16 protein-coding genes and 1 pseudogene are annotated in these 20576 nt (G+C 60.5%); 16 read left to right on the plus strand and 1 reads right to left on the minus strand.

Annotated elements, in window-relative coordinates; translation table 11 throughout:
* The first annotated feature begins 62 nt into the window (after positions 1–62).
* The 11 genes from UP09_RS12930 (at position 63) to UP09_RS12980 (ending at position 11520) form a co-directional block, all read left to right on the plus strand.
* On the plus strand, positions 63–1283 hold the full coding sequence (locus UP09_RS12930; RefSeq protein ID WP_044538574.1) for an amidohydrolase family protein: 1221 nt from the start codon (positions 63–65) through the stop codon (positions 1281–1283).
* An 89-nt stretch (positions 1284–1372) separates the two neighbouring features.
* Positions 1373–1681 carry a hypothetical protein gene (locus UP09_RS12935; RefSeq protein WP_044538575.1) on the plus strand — a complete coding sequence of 103 codons (309 nt, stop codon included), beginning with the start codon at positions 1373–1375 and terminating at the stop codon, positions 1679–1681.
* Between the two features lie 449 nt (positions 1682–2130).
* Entirely contained in the window at positions 2131–3378 is a 1248-nt protein-coding gene (locus tag UP09_RS12940) for a branched-chain amino acid ABC transporter substrate-binding protein (protein WP_082070116.1), read from the plus strand.
* 37 nt (positions 3379–3415) lie between these two features.
* Complete coding sequence (locus UP09_RS12945) at positions 3416–4345, plus strand: branched-chain amino acid ABC transporter permease (protein ID WP_044538576.1); 930 nt, start codon at positions 3416–3418, stop codon at positions 4343–4345.
* Between the two features lie 9 nt (positions 4346–4354).
* Positions 4355–6427: a branched-chain amino acid ABC transporter ATP-binding protein/permease gene (locus tag UP09_RS12950; RefSeq protein ID WP_197082661.1), complete on the plus strand. Its 2073-nt coding sequence runs from the start codon at positions 4355–4357 to the stop codon at positions 6425–6427.
* The gene (locus UP09_RS12955; protein WP_502689047.1) at positions 6372–7163 is read left to right on the plus strand and encodes an ABC transporter ATP-binding protein; all 792 of its coding nucleotides are present in this window, start codon (positions 6372–6374) and stop codon (positions 7161–7163) included. The genes UP09_RS12950 and UP09_RS12955 overlap by 56 nt, the downstream gene beginning before the upstream one ends.
* A gap of 211 nt (positions 7164–7374) precedes the next feature.
* Complete coding sequence (locus UP09_RS12960; protein WP_044538578.1) at positions 7375–7806, plus strand: 4Fe-4S dicluster domain-containing protein; 432 nt, start codon at positions 7375–7377, stop codon at positions 7804–7806.
* The gene (locus UP09_RS12965) at positions 7797–8660 is read left to right on the plus strand and encodes a heterodisulfide reductase-related iron-sulfur binding cluster (RefSeq protein WP_044538579.1); all 864 of its coding nucleotides are present in this window, start codon (positions 7797–7799) and stop codon (positions 8658–8660) included. Before UP09_RS12960 ends, UP09_RS12965 begins: the two co-directional genes overlap by 10 nt.
* Before the next feature lie 368 nt (positions 8661–9028).
* A complete protein-coding gene (locus UP09_RS12970; protein ID WP_044538617.1) occupies positions 9029–9256 on the plus strand; it encodes a DUF6894 family protein in 228 nt (75 codons plus the stop codon).
* Positions 9257–9389: 133 nt separating this feature from the next.
* Entirely contained in the window at positions 9390–10598 is a 1209-nt protein-coding gene (locus UP09_RS36955; RefSeq protein WP_082070117.1) for a sensor histidine kinase, read from the plus strand.
* 472 nt (positions 10599–11070) lie between these two features.
* Entirely contained in the window at positions 11071–11520 is a 450-nt protein-coding gene (locus UP09_RS12980; protein ID WP_044538580.1) for a GNAT family N-acetyltransferase, read from the plus strand.
* Between the two features lie 133 nt (positions 11521–11653).
* On the opposite strand, the gene UP09_RS12985 is transcribed toward UP09_RS12980, so the two are convergent.
* Positions 11654–13849: a prolyl oligopeptidase family serine peptidase gene (locus tag UP09_RS12985; RefSeq protein ID WP_052833082.1), complete on the minus strand. Its 2196-nt coding sequence runs from the start codon at positions 13847–13849 to the stop codon at positions 11654–11656.
* A gap of 231 nt (positions 13850–14080) precedes the next feature.
* Between UP09_RS12985 and UP09_RS12990 the strand changes: the two are divergent.
* From UP09_RS12990 to UP09_RS13010, 5 genes and pseudogenes are all read left to right on the plus strand, one after another.
* Positions 14081–14889: pseudogene (locus tag UP09_RS12990) on the plus strand (IclR family transcriptional regulator).
* A 187-nt stretch (positions 14890–15076) separates the two neighbouring features.
* Positions 15077–16258 (plus strand): aminotransferase class V-fold PLP-dependent enzyme, encoded by a 1182-nt coding sequence (locus tag UP09_RS12995; protein WP_082070119.1) that lies wholly within the window; start codon positions 15077–15079, stop codon positions 16256–16258.
* 94 nt (positions 16259–16352) lie between these two features.
* Complete coding sequence (locus UP09_RS13000; RefSeq protein ID WP_044538582.1) at positions 16353–17651, plus strand: dicarboxylate/amino acid:cation symporter; 1299 nt, start codon at positions 16353–16355, stop codon at positions 17649–17651.
* Between the two features lie 465 nt (positions 17652–18116).
* A complete protein-coding gene (locus UP09_RS13005) occupies positions 18117–20084 on the plus strand; it encodes a S8 family peptidase (RefSeq protein ID WP_044538583.1) in 1968 nt (655 codons plus the stop codon).
* Between the two features lie 19 nt (positions 20085–20103).
* On the plus strand, positions 20104–20316 hold the full coding sequence (locus tag UP09_RS13010) for a cyanobactin biosynthesis system PatB/AcyB/McaB family protein (protein WP_044538584.1): 213 nt from the start codon (positions 20104–20106) through the stop codon (positions 20314–20316).
* Positions 20317–20576: the final 260 nt, after the last annotated feature.

Below are 20576 nucleotides of genomic sequence, written 5' to 3' on the forward strand. Positions count from 1 at the left end.
GGCGGCTATGTTGCCGCGCGCTGGGTCTTGCCAGCGTGCAATCATAATCAATGAGGCTGTCCATGACCGGGACTTGGCTCCGCACCGCGCTTTTGCTTGGGCTTCTTGGCTCGGCTGCCGTCCCGACGGCCGCTGATGCCGAAACCGTCGTGCTGCGGGGCGGCAGCGTCTACGCTTCGCCGGACGCTGCGCCGCTCTCCGATGCCGTCGTCGTGATGACCGACGGCGTCATCAGCGCGGTCGGCAAGTCCGGCGACATCCAGCTGCCTTCAGACGCGCGCGTGATCGATTGCAGCGGCAAGACGATCGTTGCCGGCTTCTGGAACAGCCATGTCCATTTCACGGAAGGCGCGTGGCGGAATGCCGCCACGGCACCGGCCGCGCCGATGACGGCGCACATGCAGGAGATGCTGACGCAATGGGGCTTCACCACGGTGTGGGATCTCGGTTCGAACCCGGTCGACATCATCCCACTGCGCAAGCGCATCGCCGCGGGCGAGGTCGCCGGCCCCACCATCTTGCTTGCCGGCAACATGTTCCCCAAGGGCGGTCATCCCGTTTACGTCCCCAGCGAGGTCAAGCTTCCCGAAGTCGCGACGCCGGAGGAGGCCGCGCAATGGGCGCGCGACTATCTCGCCATGGGCGAGGACGGCATCAAGCTGTTCACCGGCGCGTTCATGGGCGACAAGCCGGTCATCAACATGGACCCGGCCATCGCCAAGGCCGCGGTCGATGTGGCGCATGCGCGCGGCAAACCAGTGTTCGCCCATCCGCAGAACAAGATCGGCGTAGAGACGGTGATCGCGGCTGACGTCGACATTCTCGCGCACACCGCGCCTTCGCAAGGCGACTATACTCCCGAACAGCTTGCACGCTTCAAGGCGCAGGGAACGGCATTGATCCCGACGCTGTCGCTGTTTACGACCGTCGTCCTGATCCCCGCAGTCACGGAACGCCTCGTTGCCGCGGGCGTCAACCAGCTCAAGCAGTTTTCCGAGAACGGCGGTGCGATCCTGTTCGGCACCGACGTCGGATTCATCAATCTCTACGACACCACGCGGGAATATCAGCTGATGCATCGCGCGCTGTCGGAGCGCCAGGTGCTGGCGTCGCTGACAACCAACCCCGCCCAGTATTTCAAGACCGCAGGGAAGGGCCGGGTCGAGAAGGGTCTTGACGCCGACATCGTGGTGCTCGACGGCGATCCCGTCAGCGACGTCAGGAATCTTGCCAAAGTGAGCACCACGATCCGCGCCGGTCACGTGATCTATCAGAAGCCGTGAAGGTCAATCCGGGAAGGGGCATATCAGCGCGGCGTTGACGATCGTGCGGTTGGCTTGAACCGTCGCCACAGGGTGACGATATGTAAGCCATGAAACGATCGTTGATCCTCAACTGTGCCGTGATCTGCGCCTTGAGCGCCGGCAGCGCATTCGCGCAAACCATCCCGCCCGGCGGCTCGCTGTACAACCCGCCGCCGCCTGCGCCTCCGCCGCCGCCCCGGATCTATGTGCCGGAAATCCCGAAGATGGATGCGGTGCCGACGCAGCCGAGCGTCCGCTCCGGCCGCAGCTCGTTCGGCGACCGCGTCAGCAGATGCCTGGACGAGGGCGCCGCCGCCGGACTGAACCAGGCCGACCGTTCCACCTATTCGCGGTCCTGCGCCAATCTCCGGGACTAGGGCATACGCTCATCAAACTTGAGACGCCCGCTTGAGAGACCAAAGCCGACGCAAGCCGGCCATTCCAGCATTCCGCCTTTACCCCGCAGCGCACCCACATCTGAAGATAGACACGATCTGAACCTGTCAGTTGGGACGGTGCGTCCGTCGGCACCAGGCGCACGCGGCGTCGCCTTCACGATTGCTTCGTTGCGATCGTCCGCCTAAGATTTCATCGGCGCTGCATAGAACCGTCGAATTTACGCAAAGGAGGCGCCGCCATCTCTCGGCGTCGCAATATCGCAATTAGGCCAGCCTCGCCATTCTGGCGATATCTGCGAGGTGTCCGCGCCGGGTGGCCTAAATGTTGCTTTCCATTCTTCAAGCCAGACCCGGTGTTTAAGCCAATGTCCCGGTGAATCGATCGTAGGCTCCAAGCGAGGCACTCTTACCCCCAAAGAGGAGACCCCATGAAACCGTTCCAGCAGACACGCCGTGCTTTAAACGTAGCCGTTGCGGCAGCCGCGATCGCCGCGGTCGTTGGAGGCACCGCAGCATTAGCCGAACAAAAGGTGGTCAAGGTCGGGATTATATTGCCGTTCACGGGGGCCGACGCCGAGGACGCCACCCTGATCAAGAACGGAGTCCTGATCGCTTTCGACGAGGCCAACGCTGCCGGCGGGGTTGCCGGTTACACGATCGTTCCGGTGATCTACGACGACGGCACAGCCACCGCCGGCCAGTATGATCCCGCCCAGGCCGCCACCAATACAAAGAAGCTGATCGCCGACCCGCTGGTCGTCGCCAATGTCGGGCCGGAAATGAGCGGCAGCGGCAAGGCAATGTCGCCCATCCTCAGCGCGGCTGACATGGCGACGATCACGCCTTCCTCGACCAACCCCGATATCACTGATCCCAAGATGGCCGCGCAATTCCGGCCCAAGGGCAAGGCGGTCTATTTCCGGACCGTGACGACGGATGCCTACCAGGGGCCGAACATGGCCAACTACTTCAAGTCCAAGCTGCATGTGAAGAAGGTCTACATCCTCGATGACTCCGGTGCCTACGGCGTCGGTCTCGCCAATGCATTCGAAAATCGGGCAAAGGCGATCGGCATCGAGGTCGTCGGTCACGACCAGCTCGATCCCAAGGAAGCCGACTACACGACCGCTCTGACCAAGATCAAGGCGCTCAATCCGGACGCCCTCTATTATGGCGGCGTCGCGCAAGCCGGCGTCAAGCTCGCCAAGCAGGCGTCGGAGACCATCCCGACCATGATCAAGGCTGGCGGCGATGGCGTCGCCGGCGGCAGCTTCCTCAAGGGCGGCGGCTTCCCGGCGATCGAGGGCTGGTATGGGACCAATGCCGGCCCGCATTTGACCGAAAGCCCGGAGGCGGCTTCGTTCGTGAAGACCTTCCAGGAGAAATATAAGGCGACCCCGGACGATTATTCGATCACCGCCTATGACGCGGCGAAGGTCATCCTTTCGGCCGTCGAGGACGTGGCCAAAAGCGGCAAGGACATGAACCGCTCGAATGTCCGCGACGCGATCCAGAACTCGCATGTCAAAACGCTGCAGGGAGTCGTTGAGTTTGACCAGAATGGCGACATTCTCGACCGCACCGTCAGCGTCTTCCAGTATCGGCACGACGACAAATATCCTCTCGACGACATCACGCACCAGCTGAAGTATCTCGAGCCAGCGCCGCAGTCGTGAGCTTCGGGCTCTTGATGCTGATGCGAGAGAGCTGGCGATGACGCATTGGGATGTGCTGATCCAGCAGGTGATCAACGGTGTAAGCCTGGGCGCGATGTATTCGCTGCTCGCGCTCGGCTTCACCATGGTCTACGGCATCATCGAGCTGATCAATTTCGCGCATTTCAACGTCTTCATGGTGGGCTCGTTCATCGCCATGTGGACGCTGGAAGCCCTGGGCTTTCCCGGTCAATCGCATGTTCTCCACGGGCTGCCATTGGCCGGCATCCTTATTCTGGTGTTCATCGTCACGATGCTGGGGTCCGGCCTTCTCGGCGTCGCAATCGAACGGTTCGCGTTGCGGCCTTTGCGCGGCGTATCGGGCACCGCGCCGATGATCACCACGATCGGCGTGTCCTACATCCTGTACAATCTGGTGCTGCTCGGGGCCGGTGCCGACTCCAAGAATTACTCCAACCCGATGCCCAACACCGCGTGGGTTTTCGGCGGTGTCACGCTGCGCCTGCGCGAGGTGCTGCTGTGGACCATATCGCTGGTGCTGATGGTGGCGCTCAACTATTTCGTCCGGCGGACGAAGATGGGCAAGGCGATGCGGGCGATGGCGCAGGACCAGGAGGCCGCGCGCATGGTCGGCGTCGACGTCGACCGCGTGGTCGGCATCACCTTCTTCCTGGGATCTGCGCTCGCTGGAGCTGCCGGGCTGATCTTCGGGCTCTACTACAATTATACGAGCTACGTGATCGGCTACACCTCGGGCCTGCGCGCCTTCACTGCGGCGGTTCTCGGCGGGATCGGCAACATACCCGGCGCGATGCTCGGGGGCGTGGTGATCGGGCTGATCGAGTCGCTGGGCGGCCAGTACATCGCCGTGCGCTGGACTGACGTCATCATCTTTTCGCTTCTGGTGCTCGTGCTCGTCCTGCGCCCCTCGGGGCTGCTCGGCCGCGCCGCGCCGACAAAATCCTAGGGCACCGGCGTGGCGGATCAACATCTCGAACGCGCGCAACAGGCGGTGCTTCCGGCGATCGGGCGCTCGCAAAGCTTGATACAGGCGATCCGGGATCGCGTCGGGAGTGAGCAGTTCCGTCCCTATCTGCTCGCCATCATCTTCGTGGCGGCGCTCGCCTTTCCCTATATCGACCGCAACGAAGGCGACATCGATGCGGCGGCCAATGCGCTCGCCTATGCCATGCTGGCGATCGGGCTCAACGTTGTCGTCGGCTACGCCGGCCTGCTCGACCTCGGATATGCGGCGTTCTTCGCCATCGGTGCCTATACTTACGGTGCGCTGTCGTCCTATCAGATCCAGCCGGAGTGGAGCAGCTTCTGGGAGCCGTTCCAGTGGCTTGGCCTCGTCCAGCATCTCGACGCGGGGGGCGGCGTCGGCACCGTCCATCTTGATGTGTCGTTCTGGCTGATGCTGCCGATTTCAGCTTTGGTCGCCGCCTTCTTCGGGGTCCTGTTCGGTGCGCCGACGCTCAGGCTCAAGGGTGATTACCTTGCCATCGTGACGCTCGGCTTCGGCGAGATCGTGCCGATCGTGGCGCGCAACACGCCCTATCTCACCAACGGCGCGCAAGGCCTCAGCGGCGTCACGACACCGAAATTCTTCGGCTACGATTTCAGTGTCATGTCGACGCCCTATTACTATCTCGGGCTGGCCATCGTCGTGCTGTTGATCTTCGTCAGCACGCGGCTGAAGCATTCCCGCGTCGGCCGGGCCTGGCTTGCGATACGCGAGGACGAGATCGCAGCCGAGGCGATGGGGGTGAACCGGACCAAGCTCAAGCTGCTCGCCTTTGCCATCGGTGCGAGCTTTGCCGGTGTGACCGGAACCTTCTACGTGGCCAAACTACAGACGGCCACGCCGGAGATGTTCATGTTCCCGGTCTCGATCATGATTCTCGTCATGATCGTGCTGGGCGGCATCGGCAATGTGGCCGGCGTGGTGGTCGGCGCGCTCATCCTGCAGCTGCTGCAATCGTGGTTCCTGCAGGACCTGACGCAGTGGATTCAAGCGTTAGGCAATCTGACCGGCATTGGCTTTCTGCAAAGGGTTGACCTGACCCAGTCGATCGAGCTGATCTTCGGCATTATCCTTGTGGTGATGATGCTCTATCGGCGCCAGGGGCTGATTCCCGAACGCACGGCTGTGGCGGCGCTGACTTATGAGCAACAGAACGCGATGCCATCGCGAAATGATGTCGAGGCCGGACTTGTGCCGCTGCATCGGCGGACGATTGACCCAGGCAAGCCGCTGCTTGAGATCAAGGGCCTGGCGAAGTCGTTCGGTGGCATCAAGGCCGTGAATGGCATCGATCTCACCGTCATGCCGGGGGCAATCGTCGCCATCATCGGGCCGAACGGCTCCGGCAAGACGACCTTCTTCAATCTCATCACTGGCCTGATCCAGCCAAACGGCGGCAAGGTGCTGCTCGCCGGCGAGGACGTCACTGGATTGAAGCCCCACCGGATCGTCGAAAAGGGCATTGCGCGCACCTTCCAGAACCTGCGGCTGTTCGCCAACATGACGCTGATGGAGAATGCGCTTGTCGGCGCGCATACGCGCACCTCGACAGGCGCCATCGGAGCCGTCCTGCGGCTGCCGCGCGTGAAGCGCGAGGAGGCCGCCTCGCGCAGCCGCGCAATCGACATCTTAGGTATTTTCGGCAACCGGCTGATGCCGCGCCTCCAGCATCTCGCGTTCTCGCTGTCCTATGCCAACCGGCGGCGGCTGGAGATCGCGCGCGCGCTGGTCACGGAGCCGGTGCTGCTTTTGCTCGACGAGCCGACGGCCGGCATGAATCCGACCGAGACGCTCGAACTGACCGACCAGATCCGGCAACTGCGCGAACGTGGCGTGACGATCCTCCTGATCGAGCACAAGCTCGACGTCGTCAACGAGATCGCAGACAAGGTGATCGTGCTCGATCACGGCGAGAAGATCGCCGAGGGCACGCCCAAGCAGGTTCATTCAAACAAGGAAGTGCTGCGTGCCTATCTTGGACGAACCACAGACGCCGTCGCGGCGGCCGCCGCCGCTTCTTGAGTTCAAGGACGTCAACACCTATTACGGCGAACTCCACGTCCTGAAGGACGTCGACTATCGCGTCGGCGAAGGCGAGATCGTCTGCTTGCTCGGCGGCAATGCCTGCGGCAAGTCCACCACCATGAAGACGATCCTCGGCATCGTGACGCCGAAAAGCGGCGCGATCACCTATGCGGGCGCGCGCATCAATGATCTGCCGACCGCCCAGCGGGTGAAGCGGGGCATTGCGCCGGTACCGGAGGCGCGCCGGCTGTTTCCGCGCATGACCGTGCTCGAAAATCTGGAAATGGGCGCCTTCACGCGCGACGACGTGGTCGAAATCGAAGCCGACAAGGAGCGCGTCTTCAGCCTGTTCCCGCGCATCAAGGAACGCCTCAAGCAACAGGCGGGCACGCTGTCGGGCGGCGAGCAGCAGATGGTTGCCATCGGCCGTGCGCTGATGGCGCGACCGAAGCTGCTGTGCATGGACGAGCCGTCGATGGGCCTGTCGCCCGCCTTCGTCGAGCAGGTGTTCGACATCATCCGGGTGATCAATCGCCAGGGCACCAGCATCTTCATGGTCGAGCAGAACGCCAACATGGCGCTGTCGATCGCCAATTACGGTTACGTCCTGCAGACCGGCCAGGTGGTGCTGCACGGCTCCGCCGCAAGCCTGCGCGACAACGAAATGGTGCAGCAGGCCTATCTCGGCGAGATGAAATCGCGGCCGGCGGCTGTGGGTGCTGGCGGGGATTAGGCGGCGTGTACTCGTAAGCGCGAGTCGTCGCTCTTAAGGGTGAACCAGAGTTGTGCAGGCAGCTCCGGGATGTCGCCTTTTGATCCAAGGCGGAAGTCGGAGGGTCGTCGGTTGCCTCGCCCGCTTGCCTGCGGAAGCCGGTGGTATCTGCAATTGATCGTGTCGGCGCAACCTTGACCGAAAGGCGACGAGAGCGCATTTTGCCTGTGCCATGACCAGGCTTCCCCGAGCGCGCGCCGCAACCACCGAAGCTTTCCTGGAGCAAACCGGCCCGGAGCTTGCCGCGTTGTGCACGGAATGCGGCGCCTGCTTCAACGCCTGTCCGATGGTCGACGACGTCAATTTGCGCGGCGCTGATCCCAAGATCGTCACCAGTGGATTGCGCCAGTTGGCGAGCGGTGCGGCCGCTCCAGAAGAGACGGTGGCCTGGGTCGGCGCCTGCACCAAGAGCGGCCAGTGCGTCGATGCGTGCCCGCAAAAGGCTGCGGGGCTTGATGCCATGCTGCTGGTCCGGATTGCCAAGCAACGCGCGATCAACGAAACGCGACAGCTACCGGCCAAGCAGGATCCTTCTTATTTCCCGCGCATCAAGACCTTCGCACGACTGCAGCTCAGCGATGAGGAGCTTGAGAAATGGCTGTGAGCGACGATCGCGTCACGTTCTGGTTCGGTTGCAACATGCTGCGCCACGCCGAAATGATCCGACTGTCGATCATGCTGCTGGAGCGTGCAGGCTACGATGTCAGCGCCGCCGGCGGCCCGGCCTACTGCTGCGGCACCAGCCACGACCATCAACCGCATGGCGCGAGCAACATGGCGGGCCGGACCGTCAGCCGCTTCAATGAAGCCGCCACGAGGGATGGTCGCGGCACGCTCGTTACCTGGTGTCCCTCGTGCCACATGCACATGTCCGACATCATGGCACCGGGCAATGCGGCTGCGTTCGATATCACGCACATTTCCGAATTGCTCGTCGCATCAATCGAGCGGCTGGCGCCATTGTTGACTGTTCCAGTGCCGCACCGCGTACTGCTGCACCGGCATCTCGGTTTCTCAACCCACGTGCCGATCAACGATCGTGTCGCCAGCGTGCTGTCGCGAATACCAGGGCTCGAACTGATCGAAGGACCTGCACATCCCGGCCACATGTGCAGTGGCATTGCTACTGTGCCAGGCGCACTGAAGGCGGTGATCGGCGAGACCTGGTCGGCGGCGATCGCAAATTGCGCCGATACCGTGTGTACGATCTTTCATCCGTGCCATCGCGAAATCGCAGCGCTCGACGGTCGCGACAACATCAGGGTCAGGAACTGGGTTCAGCTCGTTGCCGAAGCAATGGGTATCGAGACCAGCGACGCCTATGTTGGCTGGCGCAATGGCGGCGCACCCGATATTGCGGCAATCGAACGGGCCGAGCCGTCGCGCTATCAGACGCTGATTGAACCTGAACTGCGCGCACCGCCGTTGCCGGTGGCCTCCGCAGGCGTGGCGGAGTGACGAGGCGGCTGCGCCCAAAGGCGCACGCCGAAACTCTTCCCTTCCGCTCGCGGACACTGACTACTTCTTCTGTGCCCTGTTGGGGGGTGAACCGGACTCAGGCAGGCAACTCCGGGATCTCGTCCTTTGACCCAAAGCGGACGTGCGCGCTGCCGAAATGCGTGCGCAATCGGCCGTGGAGCTGCGGAGGACCTTGCTCGACCGATTGAAACTGACCTGAGAACGCCGGATGTGGGGATATCGGACGCCACGGCGGGGCGTTCGGTCGTGCGTGGGCCGCCAACCGTCCCGAAATGGTTCCAATCCGATTGCTGGAGGGCCTCGGAACGAATGCCAACGCGCCGGATTGGTGTGCAGAGGGAATGACGATGCAGAAGTTCTTCTTCGATATGAAAGACGGCGTCCCGCACAGAGATAAAGTGGGGATCGAGTTCAAAACACAGTCGGAAGCAATTGACTATTGCAAAGAAATTGTCCGGCACTTCCGCGACGAGAGCCTCCGCGACGACCAGGACCTCGAGATATCCGTAGTTAACGCATTAGGACGGGAAGTTCATCGACAGTTCGTTCACCGGCAGAACGACGATGGCGATTAGCCTGGAGCGCCGCTCCTGGCCTGAACGAGTGAGCAAAAGTGCTCACATTTGGGTTCGATCCTTTGATATGCACGACAATCGGTTTTCGTGAGCCTGATTGCATGTCAGCTCGGAAAGAAATTGTCAGGTAGTCATGCTTTTGCGCCAACCAGAAGTGTCGCCGAAGGTTCTTGTCGTCGAAGATGAAATGATGCTGCGCATGCGCGCGGTAGACATCGTCGAGGACGCGGGCTTCACTCCTATCGAAGCGGTGAACGCCGACGAGGCGTTGGCCATTCTCGAGTCGCGCTCGGATATCGAACTCCTGTTTACGGACATTCAGATGCCCGGCAGCATGGACGGCCTCAGGCTGGCTCACGCCGTCCATGAGCGATGGCCTTCCATCAAGATTATCCTTGCTTCCGGTAAATTGGTGCCGACGGACGCGGAAAAGCCCGCCCATAGCCGCTTTTTTGGAAAGCCGCTGGAGGTCAAGCAGATGATTGCGGAAATGCAGCAAATGATCGGGCAGGGTTCCCTGAGCATCATCCAGGCTGATCTTTCTCCGGTTCTCGCAAAGGCCATGCAGGCGGAAACCCGGAAAATCTCCGACGCCTCACGATCAACGAACCCTGTTTCCAATGAATTGCTGACGGCAGAAAATGACAACCTTCGCCTGTTGCTCGAGCAAGCAAGCATCGACGCAGAGGTGCTGCTTGCGCAGGCTGGCATCGACGCAAAGGAGCGCGAGGCGGCTGACAAGCTGCAGAAATTAATTCTGGAGGAGCTGCACCACCGCATCAAGAACACCTTGGCGACAGTGAGCGCCATTGCCTCACAAAGTCTGCGGACCGCAACGAGTCTCGAACATGGGCAACACGCGATCGAAGGACGGCTGGTCGCGCTCGGTCGAGCGCACGATCTGCTTTTGCAGGCGAGATGGGCAAATGCCGACTTTGCAAACACGATCCGCGGCGCAATAGCGCCGTATGACAACGAAGAAGGCGTCGGGAGATTTTCGATCGCGGGTCCCGACATCAAGATCACGTCCGGAGCTGTGATCGCCCTCGCGATGACGCTAAACGAACTTTGCACCAATACCACGAAATTCGGGGCGCTCTCGATGCCGACCGGAAGCGTCGACATTGTATGGAAGATTGACGAGCCGATGGAGCGGCTGCAGCTAACCTGGTCCGAAAAAGGTGGTCCCTCAGTCAGTGCACCTTCCCGACAGAGCTTTGGAACGCGATTGATCGGATCTCTTGGCCAACAATTGAAAGGTCAGGTCAAATTGGCGTATGACGCAACAGGCTATGTGTATACGCTGGACGTTCCCATGTCGTCGCTTGTCGCACCGGCCTGAAGAAAGCGGCTATCTCCATTGTTCTGCGCTGTGATCAGAGATTCTGTTCACCTCCTTTTTGGCCCTTAACCGACGTGCTGGATCGAGCCGACCACGTCCGCTCCTGACGGCAGCACGGACATGGACTGACCGGATTTGCGAGTACAAGCCCCCGCTAGAGCATGCTGCCGGTGATTAAACGGATGAAGCACTGACCGCCCAAGGGCAGGCCTTTTGCGCAAACCGTCGCGCCGGTGGCTCATACGTGCAGAATGTCTGCTTTGGGGGCTACGCAGACTACGCAAAGCAACTCCGGGATGTCGCCTCACTGTTGTGAGCGTTTCGGATCGAGCAAATGTGGACTCGCGTGATCAACAAAATCAATAACTTATTCGGAGCTGGAAAAGGGCTTGTTCGCTTTGTTGAACAGGGTCCAAATGCTGCGAAATTACGTGTGTCTGTTTTCTCCGTGTGACGCCGATTGGGAAAGCGCATGATAACTCGTCCAGCGAACATCGCCGATCTACCTGCGATAGAGCGTATCGTATCGGATGCATACCGCGTGTACGTCGAGAGAATCGGAAAACCTCCAGGACCTATGCTGGACGACTATTCAGCGCACGTACGGAACCATGCCGCCTGGGTGGCGGAAGTTAGCGATCAGGTAGCAGGGGTGCTGATCCTCATCGACGAAACAGACCACCTTCTCCTGGATAACGTCGCCGTTGACCCGAGCCATCATGGTCGCGGTATCGGGCGCGCGTTGTTGAATTTTGCTGAACAAGAAGCAGTCCGTCGCGGCTATCGCGAGATAACCTTGTACACACACGAGAAGATGACGGAAAATCTGGCGATGTATCCCGCTCTCGGATGGGTAGAAACAGAGCGTCGTGAGCAGAACGGTTATCAGCGCGTGTTTTTCCACAAGTCGCTTGGAGACTGATTGGCGTGCAGTTGTTTGCTACTCTGGCTTGACTAACCAGATCTCCGAACCGTCCGTTTGACACGCAGGGAAGGCGGACGACTTCGCTTTCCCCCATTTTTGGCGGCCCTCCCATTTGGAAGCGCAATGGGACTCAATCGAATGAACGGCTGATCTTCGGCAATTCCTGCATCGCCCCTCCAAGCCTGTCACAGAGGAAGGCGAGCGTGTCGCATTCGCGATTGATGGATTTGCCTAACGCATTGCCCTCGGAGTGGCCGGCACGCCGCTCAACGCCCAGGTACACCGCGCTGTCCGGCGACAGGGCCTGCATCGTTGCCACGAACTTGTACGAATGAGCCGGCGCAACCCTGTCGTCGTTATCCGCCGTCAGAACCAGCAGCGGCGGATACTTCACGCCCTTGCGGATGTTGTGAAGCGGCGAATAGGCGAAGAGCGCCTTGAAGTCGGCTTCGTTGGCTTGAGGATTTCCGTATTCCGGAATCCAGTTGATGCCGAACGTGAATTTCGTGAACCGCAACATGTCGGTGACTGGAACCGCGGAGACGACTGCTCCGAAAAGCTCGGGCCGCTGCAGCATGGCTGCCAGCACCAGCAGGCCGCCATTGCTCGCGCCGTTGATACCCAACCTGTCCGGGCGCGTGTAGCCGTTGGCCATCAGCCATTCGGCCGATGCGATAAAATCGTCGAATGAGGCCTGCTTGTGGGTGCGTCGACCTCCGTCATGCCACGGCTGGCCGTATTCGCCTCCGCCACGTATGGAGGCAAGGGCGTAGACGCCACCCATCCGGACCCAAGCGGCAATCTTGTCACTGTAATAGGGCCACAATGCGTAACCGAAGCCACCATAGGCGTTGAGCATCGTCCGATTGCTGCCGTCGAGCTGGATGTCGCGTTGATGGATCAAGGTCATCGGGACACGCGCGCCGTCCTTGCTGGTCACGAAAATCTGCTGGACCACAACATCGGCAAGGCTGTGCTTCGCCGCGGACGGACGAAACAGGGACGGCTTGCCGGTCTCCAGGTCCAACCACTCAATGCGGCTCGCTTGCTTGTAGTCATTGACCTCGAGCAGCAGATGGTCGTCGTCCCTGAAATGCCGTCCAAACGACACGCTCTCGAAGCCGCCGAGGTCAACGGTCGACAGGTGCTTGCCGCTGAGATCATGAATGGCGACGCGCTGATTGACGTCTTGGTAGTGTTTGACGACCAGCTTGCTGTCGAACACCGCAGCGGAATTTAGCGGCGCCTCACTTTCGGCAATCACGGTGTGCCATCGATCCGGTTTTGGATCGGATTGGTCAATGCGCACAAGCCGCCATTTCGGTGCATCGAGGTTGGTGATCGCATAATGCGTCGGACCGACATTTGCGATCGGATAGAAGCCCGCTGAACCGATTGGGAAGATTTCCGCAATCTGGGTGGCATCGTGGAGGGGCGCGACGAAATAACCGGCCTTTTCCGACGTTCCGACCCTGGCGACGATCTTGAGCAGGTCGGCATCAATGGATGACGCGACCTGAAAATAATAGTCACGCGCATCCGTCTGCCGGAAAATGACTCGATCGGCCGACTGCGGCTCTCCAAGCCGATGCAGACACACGATCTGGCCGCGGCGGTTCCAATCGGCGGGATCGTTGTCACCGGGGTAGCGGGAATAATAGAAACTGTATCCGTCACGGGACCAGGCAACCGTCGTATGCTTGCACCAGGCCAGAACGTCGGGCAGGTCCTGGCCGGTCTCGACGTCGCGGACTCGCATCGTTTCTCGATCGCTTCCGGCTTCGGACAAGAGGTAAGCGACCTTGGTGCCGGGCCGGTCGGGGAAGATCGACTGGATTGCCACCGTGCCGTCGGACGACAGGGCGTTTGCGTCGATCAGCGTCTTTCGCGGGCCACCTGGATGCTCCTGAACCCCGGCACTACGCTGATCGTCCAGGCCTTCGGAGAAAAGCGTGAAGTAGCGTCGGCCATATCGCGCCGGAACCGTGGTCCGCGGATAGTCCAGGGCCGCATTCATGAAATCATGAAGCTGCTTTCGGATCGGCAGGGAGTCTATCAATGCGCGCGTGCGGACGTCCTGAGCGTCAATCCAGGCCTTCACATCGGCCCGCGCTGAATCCTCGAGGGGTCGATACGGATCAGGGATGTTGACGCCATGAAAGGTGTCCACAGTGCTGTCGCTCGGGGCAGGCGGCGGATTGCCGTTGCTGGCGGCGAGGCCGTTCACTGCCTGGCCAAACGCCCGATCGGCCACGACCAGCGCGCCGGATGCGACCCCACTCAGGACGGCCCGGCGGGTCAGCCGGCTCCCTTCGTTCAGCTTCATTTGTCCCCCCAACGAGGCGTTCGCCTTTCAATGACGGCTGGGGATCAAAACTACCATAGATTTTATATTTGTAACTGGGACCCCTTCGGACGGCTCTGGACGACCTGTCCTGACGCTTGAAATGAGGAATCGCCGGATGTGAGCGGATTGCTGCGCGGCGTGGACCGTAGGGAGTCTTCGTGTGGTACTGTGAAAGTTACCCTTGGGCAGTACCCACGCAAGGAATGCGTCGTGGCCAACGAACCTGATAGTCCCAACGACGGGCCACTGGATCGCGCTATTGCCATCCTGGTCTTCGTGGCCGAGCAGAAGAAGGCGCTCTCGGCTGCCGAAATCGCCGCCGCGCTCTCCCTTCCACTCCCGACCGCGCATCGCCTCATCGGCAATCTTGAAAGCCGCGGCCTCATCCAGAAAGCCCTCGGGACGAAACGCTATGTCGTCGGAAGCAAGCTGGTCACGCTCTCGGCCAAGACCATCGGGGCGGCGTTTCGCACCGTGCGCCGGCACGCGGTTCTAAGTGCGGTCGCCGACCGCATCGGAGAGCAGTGCGAGATCGGTGTCGTCCGCGACAACGTCGTGGTCTACGTCGACAGTGTCCGATCCAAGCCGCAGCAAGGATTGCAGTTCAATCCCGGAGATGCAGCTCCACTGCACTGTACGTCGACGGGCAAAATCTACATGAGCCGGCTGCCTGAGAGGGTCCGACAACGGTTGGTCCATTCACTTCCGCTGGTCCGGTACACCCCGACGACGATCGCCGATCCCGAAGCGTTGTTGGCGCTACTGGAGGAGACGCGGCGCAGAGGCTGGGCGAAGACGAACGAGGAATTCGTTCGAGGGGTGGTGGGGTGCGCCGTGCCGATCGTCTCTCCGGAGGGCGACCTCATCGCCTGCCTGGGAGTTTCTGTGCCGGCGGCGCGCGTTGGCTCGCGGGCCTTGATGCCTTCATTGCTCCTTTGCAGGACGCAGCGTCCTTGTTGTCCCAGACGATCCTGCAGGATCATGAAGATGAAGTCTATATTTCTCAGTTTTCGGAATAATAACTCTCGTTTTTTGATGTTATAACTCGACCTCGAACGAGGTCGGTATATTCTTGGGGCAGTTGATTGAGCTGACTGAAATCCAGGCAGCTCTCTGCAGTCCACGTCGCCAAACCTGAATTGATCGTAGGCACCCGCCGGCCCCGTCCGGCGAGATGCTCCGCCATGTCACGTCACCGGGGTGATCATGATCCAGCACTATGACGTAGCCGCCGTTCGCAAGGCCTTCCCGGCCGTCGATCAAATCGTCTACCTCGATAGCGGCTTTCAGACGCCGCTCTCTCTTCCGGTGAAGGAAGCATATGAGCGCTTTCTACGGGAAGGCTTCGAAACGGCCGGCCCCAAGCAAATCTGGCTCAACCGTCTCGAAGAAACCCGCGCCAAGGTCGCGACCTTCCTTGGCGTCAAGCCGCATGAGATTGCCTTCACGAAGAACACCTCCGAGAGCATGAACATCGCCGCCAATGCGCTACCCCTCGGCGCCGGCGACAAGGTTCTGATGATCCATGGCGATCATCCCAACAACGCTTACGCGTTCCTCAATTTGCAGAAGAAGGGTGTGGAAATCGTCTTCATTCCCATGACTGATGTTGTGGACGCAGAGAGTTTCCGATCGCACATCGATGACAGGACGCGTGCGATCTCCATGTCGCACGTCACCTTCCACGCCGGGCATCGGTTTGACGTGGAGAGCGTGGGCGAACTTTGTGCGCAGCGTTCGCTCTATTTCGTCGTGGATGTGATGCAGGGCATCGGCGTGGTGCCGATCGACGCAAAGGCCATGAAGGCCACTTTCATCGGCTCCGGCACGCACAAGGGCCTGCTCGTGCCGCAAGGGCTCGGTTTGCTCTACTGGGACGCGACGCGCATCGAACTGGAGCCGGCCTACCTCGCGGCTGCAAGCCTTGCCGAACCGCCGCAGGACTTCATCGCCCGGCCGGACAACATGGCCTTGCCGGCGACGGCATGTCGGTTCGAACTCGGCAACTTCAATCTTCCGGCCGTCCAAGGCCTCGGCGCAGCGATCGACTTCATCAACGCGATCGGGATCGAGAACGTCCAGCGCCACTGCTTCGACCTCGGCGACTATCTGATCGAGCGTCTCGATCAGCTCGACGTTGGATTGGTTGGCCCGCGCGATCGGCAGCACCGCGCGCCGCACATCTACGTCATCGCCCTGCCGGCGGCCGATTGGCTGGACTACTTCACGCAGAACGGCATCCGCGTCTCGCCGGAGCGTGACGGCATTCGCGTGTCGCTTGGCATGTTCAACACGACGGCCGACATCGACCGGCTGATCGAGGCCATCCGCGCCCGCAACGTGCCGTCAATTCAGACCCGCACCGCCGTCCTTTCCAAGCTCGGATAGTCCTGTCCGGCCCCGTCCGCAGCGGCACCCCGAGACGCTGAGAAGCGCCACAGCTCGGATGCCATGAACCCTTGGTGGCGCGAAGGATCACCTCATGCAGGCAGGCAGCAAAGCTCCAAATTCGAACCGGCTGACCACATACATCATGGTCAGCCTGTTCCTCGGCATCACCGTGGGTTACGCGTGCAATACGCTGGCGAGCCCGGAGCAGGCCAAGGTCATCGCCGGCTATTTTGCCATCGTGTCGGACGTCTTTCTGCGAATGATCAAGATGATCATCGCGCCGCTGGTGTTTGCCACGATTGTCTCCGGAATTTCCAGCCTCGGTGCGAGCGGCGGCGCAGTCGGGCGAATCGCCGTCAAGTCGCTGGCCTGGTTCATCACCGCATCGCTGCTGTCGTTATTGGTCGGGCTTTTGCTGGCCAATCTGCTTCAGCCGGGGCACGGTCTTGGTCTGACGCTGCCGGAGGCAAATGCGACGACCAACGTCCAAACCAGCAGCCTGAACATCAAGGACTTCGCTGCGCACGTCTTTCCCATCAGCGTCGTCCAGGCAATGGCAGGGAACGAGGTGCTGCAGATCCTTGTCTTCTCGATATTCTTCGGCTTCGCGTTGAGCGCCGTCAAGACGACGCTTGCCCCTGATATCGCAAGGTCGATCGATCAAATCGTTCCGGTGATGCTCAAGTTCACCGATTACGTCATGCGCTTCGCGCCGCTCGGCGTGTTCGCCGCGATGGCCGCGGTCATCACCACGCAGGGGGTAGGGGTCCTCGTGACCTACGGAAAGTTCGTCAGCGCGTTCTACTTCGGCCTTGCGGTGCTCTGGGTCATCATCATCGGCGCCGGCAGCGTCGTACTCGGCGGTACAATCAAGACGCTGCTTCGCCTGCTGCGGCAACCGATGATGATCGCTTTCTCGACCTCGAGCAGCGAGGCTGCGTTCCCGAAGATGATCGAGCAGCTGATGAAATTCGGTGTCTCGGAGCGCATCACCGGCTTCGTCCTGCCGCTCGGCTATTCGTTCAATCTCGACGGTTCGATGATGTACCAGACCTTTGCGGCCCTGTTCGTTGCCCAGGCATTCAACATCGACATGCCGATCACGACCCAAATCGCAATGCTGCTTCTTCTGATGGTCACTAGCAAGGGCATCGCTGGCGTGCCGCGTGCATCCCTGGTAGTGGCGGCCGCAACGCTTCCCACGTTCGGCCTGCCTGCGGGAGGCCTCGTCCTGCTCATCGGCATCGACGCCTTCCTGGACATGGGACGTACGATGACCAACGTCATCGGCAACGGCGTTGCAACCGCCGTCGTTGCGAAGTGGGAAAACGAGCTGGGTGAACCCGTCGAGGAAGACGCACAATTCCTGCCGACGGCAGTGCCCGGATAGTGTCCGATCGTGCCAATGGCGCTTGAGATGATCGCTGAAGACGATGGCGCGTCCGAAGCTGCTGTGCATGGACGAGCCGTCCATGGGCCTGTCGCCTCGTCTTCGTCGAGCAGGTGTTCGATATCATTCAGGTGATCAACCGCCAGGGGACCGGCATCTTCATGATCGAGCAGAACGCCAACATGGCGCTGTCGATCGCCAATTACGGCTAGATCCTGCGGACCGGGCAGGTGGTTGTTTGGAGCCGACTCGGCGCGCCTCGGCCCAAAGCCTCTTGACGAAAATGGAGATTGCATTCACCCTTAAGTTGTGCAAACCTTGCGCATACTTAAGGTAGTGTTCTGTTCTTTCTTCGATCATATTTGAAAACGCACTCCGGGGCGTCGAGTACAAATACCAGCGTCAAAAGCATTATGCAGGGGTAAGTCGCGTGGCACGTTACGCAATGCCAGCGATGGGGATGTGATGCGTCAACATTCGTCAGAGCATGGTTTTTTTCCCAACTGGGGAGACGCAAGTATACGCGTCGCCGTCTTGGACGGTCGCGTTGATCTTGAACACCCCTGTTTCCAGGGAGCAAATCTTACTCTCCTGCCCAGTTTGATCCCCGCCGATGGCCGATCGACAGGCCCGATGGCCGCTCATGGGACCCACATTACGAGTATCATCTTCGGCCAACCCGGCAGTGATGTTGAAGGGCTGGTGCCACACTGCTGCGGTCTCGTCATTCCCGTCTTCTTCGAGGATCGTCGAAGTGCTTCGCAGCTCGATCTGGCGCGCGCCATCGAGTTGGCTGTTGATCATGGCGCCCACATCATCAACATCAGCGGCGGTCAGCTGACGGACGAAGGAGAGGCCGATGCCTGGCTGCAAAATGCCATCCGTCTCTGCGCCGACCGCAATGTCCTTGTCGTGGCGGCCGCCGGCAATGACGGATGCGAATGTTTGCATGTTCCGGCAGCGCTGCCGACGGTGTTGGCTGTCGGCGCACTGGATCGCCAAGACCGGCCGATAGGCTTCAGCAACTGGGGCGGGGCATATCGCACCGGGGGCTTGATGGCTCCGGGGCAAGACATCCTCGGTGCCAAGCCGGGCGGCGGGGTAACCCGCCGCAGCGGCACCAGCTTCGCGGCCCCCATCGTGGCCGCCGCTGCCGCGCTCTTGTTAAGCCATCAGGCTGATCGGGGCGAAACACCAGATCCGCATCTAATCCGCCAATTGTTGCTCGATAGTGCGTTGCCCTGCGACGGCATTCGCTCGGAAGATTCCGACCGGTGCTTGGCGGGAAGGCTGAACTTACCAGGTGCTTTCGAACTCTTAAGAGGGAGTAGGACACAAATGACAAGAGAATCGACGACAGTAAATGCAGCGATTTCCCCTCAGTGTGCGTGCAGCGAGAGTGAGCAGCTTCCGGAGGAGCTGAACGCGATCACGCAGGCCGAAATTCCGCAACGGAATGCCGGAGACCAACATCCGGCCTCCTCATCCTCGAACGCGGTCCCCTCGTTCGCGCCAAATGCTGTCAGCGGCGGCCGGTCGTCTGCAACACGCTTTGCGGCGGGCGCTGTGACGGCGAGCGAAGCCCCGGACACGAGTACGGCTACTGGTCTGGTCTATGCCCTCGGGGTTCTTGGATATGATTTCGGAACCGAGGCGCGGCGGGACTCCTTCAAACAGTTGATGCCGCCGAGCAATCAAATGCCGGCGAATCCTTATGATGCGCGTCAGATGGTCGATTATTTGACCACCAATCTTGCCGAAGCCCGATCGCTGATCTGGACTCTGAACATTGAGCTGACACCGGTCTACGCCATCGAGCCCGTCGGCGCGTTCGCTCGCGACGTCTATGAGGTTCTCCGCTTCATGCTTGCCGGTGAGATCATGGCGGAGACCGATGCGAACTACGTTCAACGCGTGAGTATTCCCGGGCTGCTTACAGGGCGCACAGTGAAGCTCTTCTCGGGTCAGGTCGTACCGGTGATCGAGCCGGTAAACACACGCGGAATGTACGGCTGGAAAACCAACGCCTTGGTTGATAGCGCCTTGAAGGCCAGTGCCGCGGCCGCATCGGCTTCGGACGAGGGAGCGAAGATACGAGAGACGCTGGAGGGGTTCCTCAATCGAGTTTACTACGACTTGAGGAATCTCGGAAGAACGTCGCGTGACCGTGCGCTCAACTTCTCAGTGACCAACGCATTTCAAGCGGCCGCGACGTTCGGTAACGCTCTCGTAGCGGGAATGCAGCTTGATGAAATTTCGGTCGACAAGAGCCCGTTCTGCCGGATGGACAGCGATTGCTGGGACGTGAAGTTGAAGTTCTTCGACCCGGAAAACAACAGTCGAGCAAAGAGAATCTACCGCTACACGGTCGATGTGAGCGATCTCATACCGGTCACGATGGGCGAAGTGCGGTCCTGGACCTCACCCGATTGATCTCAGGGGGTACGCGGTTATGGATATCAATCCTGTTCTTTCAAAGCCGGTGAAACGTCCGCATTTCATCGATCCTTCAACCTGTGTTGATGTGGTGCATGGAACGCGCGACAACTTATTGTCGGTAGGCATCGCGTTGATTCACGGCGCCAACCACAACGATCCGGCTCGGTTTGAATCGCCCAGCTACCAGCAAATCATGCGCTCGGCCTTCACGCATTCGGGTTTCTGACGACGTCGGGTGACCATCTCGCCAACGCGGCGCGTGGCCACTCCTCACTGGGCAAAGTCAACGAGGAGCTCTTCGAGATGGCAGGAAAACCACGGACAGCGAAACCAAGGGCAGCGAAGCCAAAGGCAGAGAAACCAAGGGCGGAGAAGCCAATGGCAGAGAAGCCAATGGCAGAAACGTCTGGCGAACCTTCGTACATTCCCGCCAGTTGGCAACAGCCCAGCGAAGTGGGGATGAATTTCGGCACTTATCTACAAATT

This window comes from Bradyrhizobium sp. LTSP885 (genome assembly GCF_000938305.1).
In the GTDB taxonomy this organism is placed as follows: Bacteria; Pseudomonadota; Alphaproteobacteria; order Rhizobiales; family Xanthobacteraceae; genus Bradyrhizobium.

Excerpts from the sequence above, each read along its gene's own strand:
- UP09_RS12930 (WP_044538574.1), top strand. The coding sequence starts at position 63 with ATGACCGGGACTTGGCTCCGCACCGCGCTTTTGCTTGGGCTTCTTGGC.
- UP09_RS12935 (WP_044538575.1), top strand. The coding sequence starts at position 1,373 with ATGAAACGATCGTTGATCCTCAACTGTGCCGTGATCTGCGCCTTGAGC.
- UP09_RS12940 (WP_082070116.1), top strand. The coding sequence starts at position 2,131 with ATGAAACCGTTCCAGCAGACACGCCGTGCTTTAAACGTAGCCGTTGCG.
- UP09_RS12945 (WP_044538576.1), top strand. The coding sequence starts at position 3,416 with ATGACGCATTGGGATGTGCTGATCCAGCAGGTGATCAACGGTGTAAGC.
- UP09_RS12960 (WP_044538578.1), top strand. The coding sequence starts at position 7,375 with ATGACCAGGCTTCCCCGAGCGCGCGCCGCAACCACCGAAGCTTTCCTG.
- UP09_RS12965 (WP_044538579.1), top strand. The coding sequence starts at position 7,797 with ATGGCTGTGAGCGACGATCGCGTCACGTTCTGGTTCGGTTGCAACATG.
- UP09_RS12970 (WP_044538617.1), top strand. The coding sequence starts at position 9,029 with ATGCAGAAGTTCTTCTTCGATATGAAAGACGGCGTCCCGCACAGAGAT.
- UP09_RS36955 (WP_082070117.1), top strand. The coding sequence starts at position 9,390 with ATGCTTTTGCGCCAACCAGAAGTGTCGCCGAAGGTTCTTGTCGTCGAA.
- UP09_RS12980 (WP_044538580.1), top strand. The coding sequence starts at position 11,071 with ATGATAACTCGTCCAGCGAACATCGCCGATCTACCTGCGATAGAGCGT.
- UP09_RS12985 (WP_052833082.1), bottom strand. The coding sequence starts at position 13,849 with ATGAAGCTGAACGAAGGGAGCCGGCTGACCCGCCGGGCCGTCCTGAGT.
- UP09_RS12995 (WP_082070119.1), top strand. The coding sequence starts at position 15,077 with ATGATCCAGCACTATGACGTAGCCGCCGTTCGCAAGGCCTTCCCGGCC.
- UP09_RS13000 (WP_044538582.1), top strand. The coding sequence starts at position 16,353 with ATGCAGGCAGGCAGCAAAGCTCCAAATTCGAACCGGCTGACCACATAC.
- UP09_RS13005 (WP_044538583.1), top strand. The coding sequence starts at position 18,117 with ATGCGTCAACATTCGTCAGAGCATGGTTTTTTTCCCAACTGGGGAGAC.
- UP09_RS13010 (WP_044538584.1), top strand. The coding sequence starts at position 20,104 with ATGGATATCAATCCTGTTCTTTCAAAGCCGGTGAAACGTCCGCATTTC.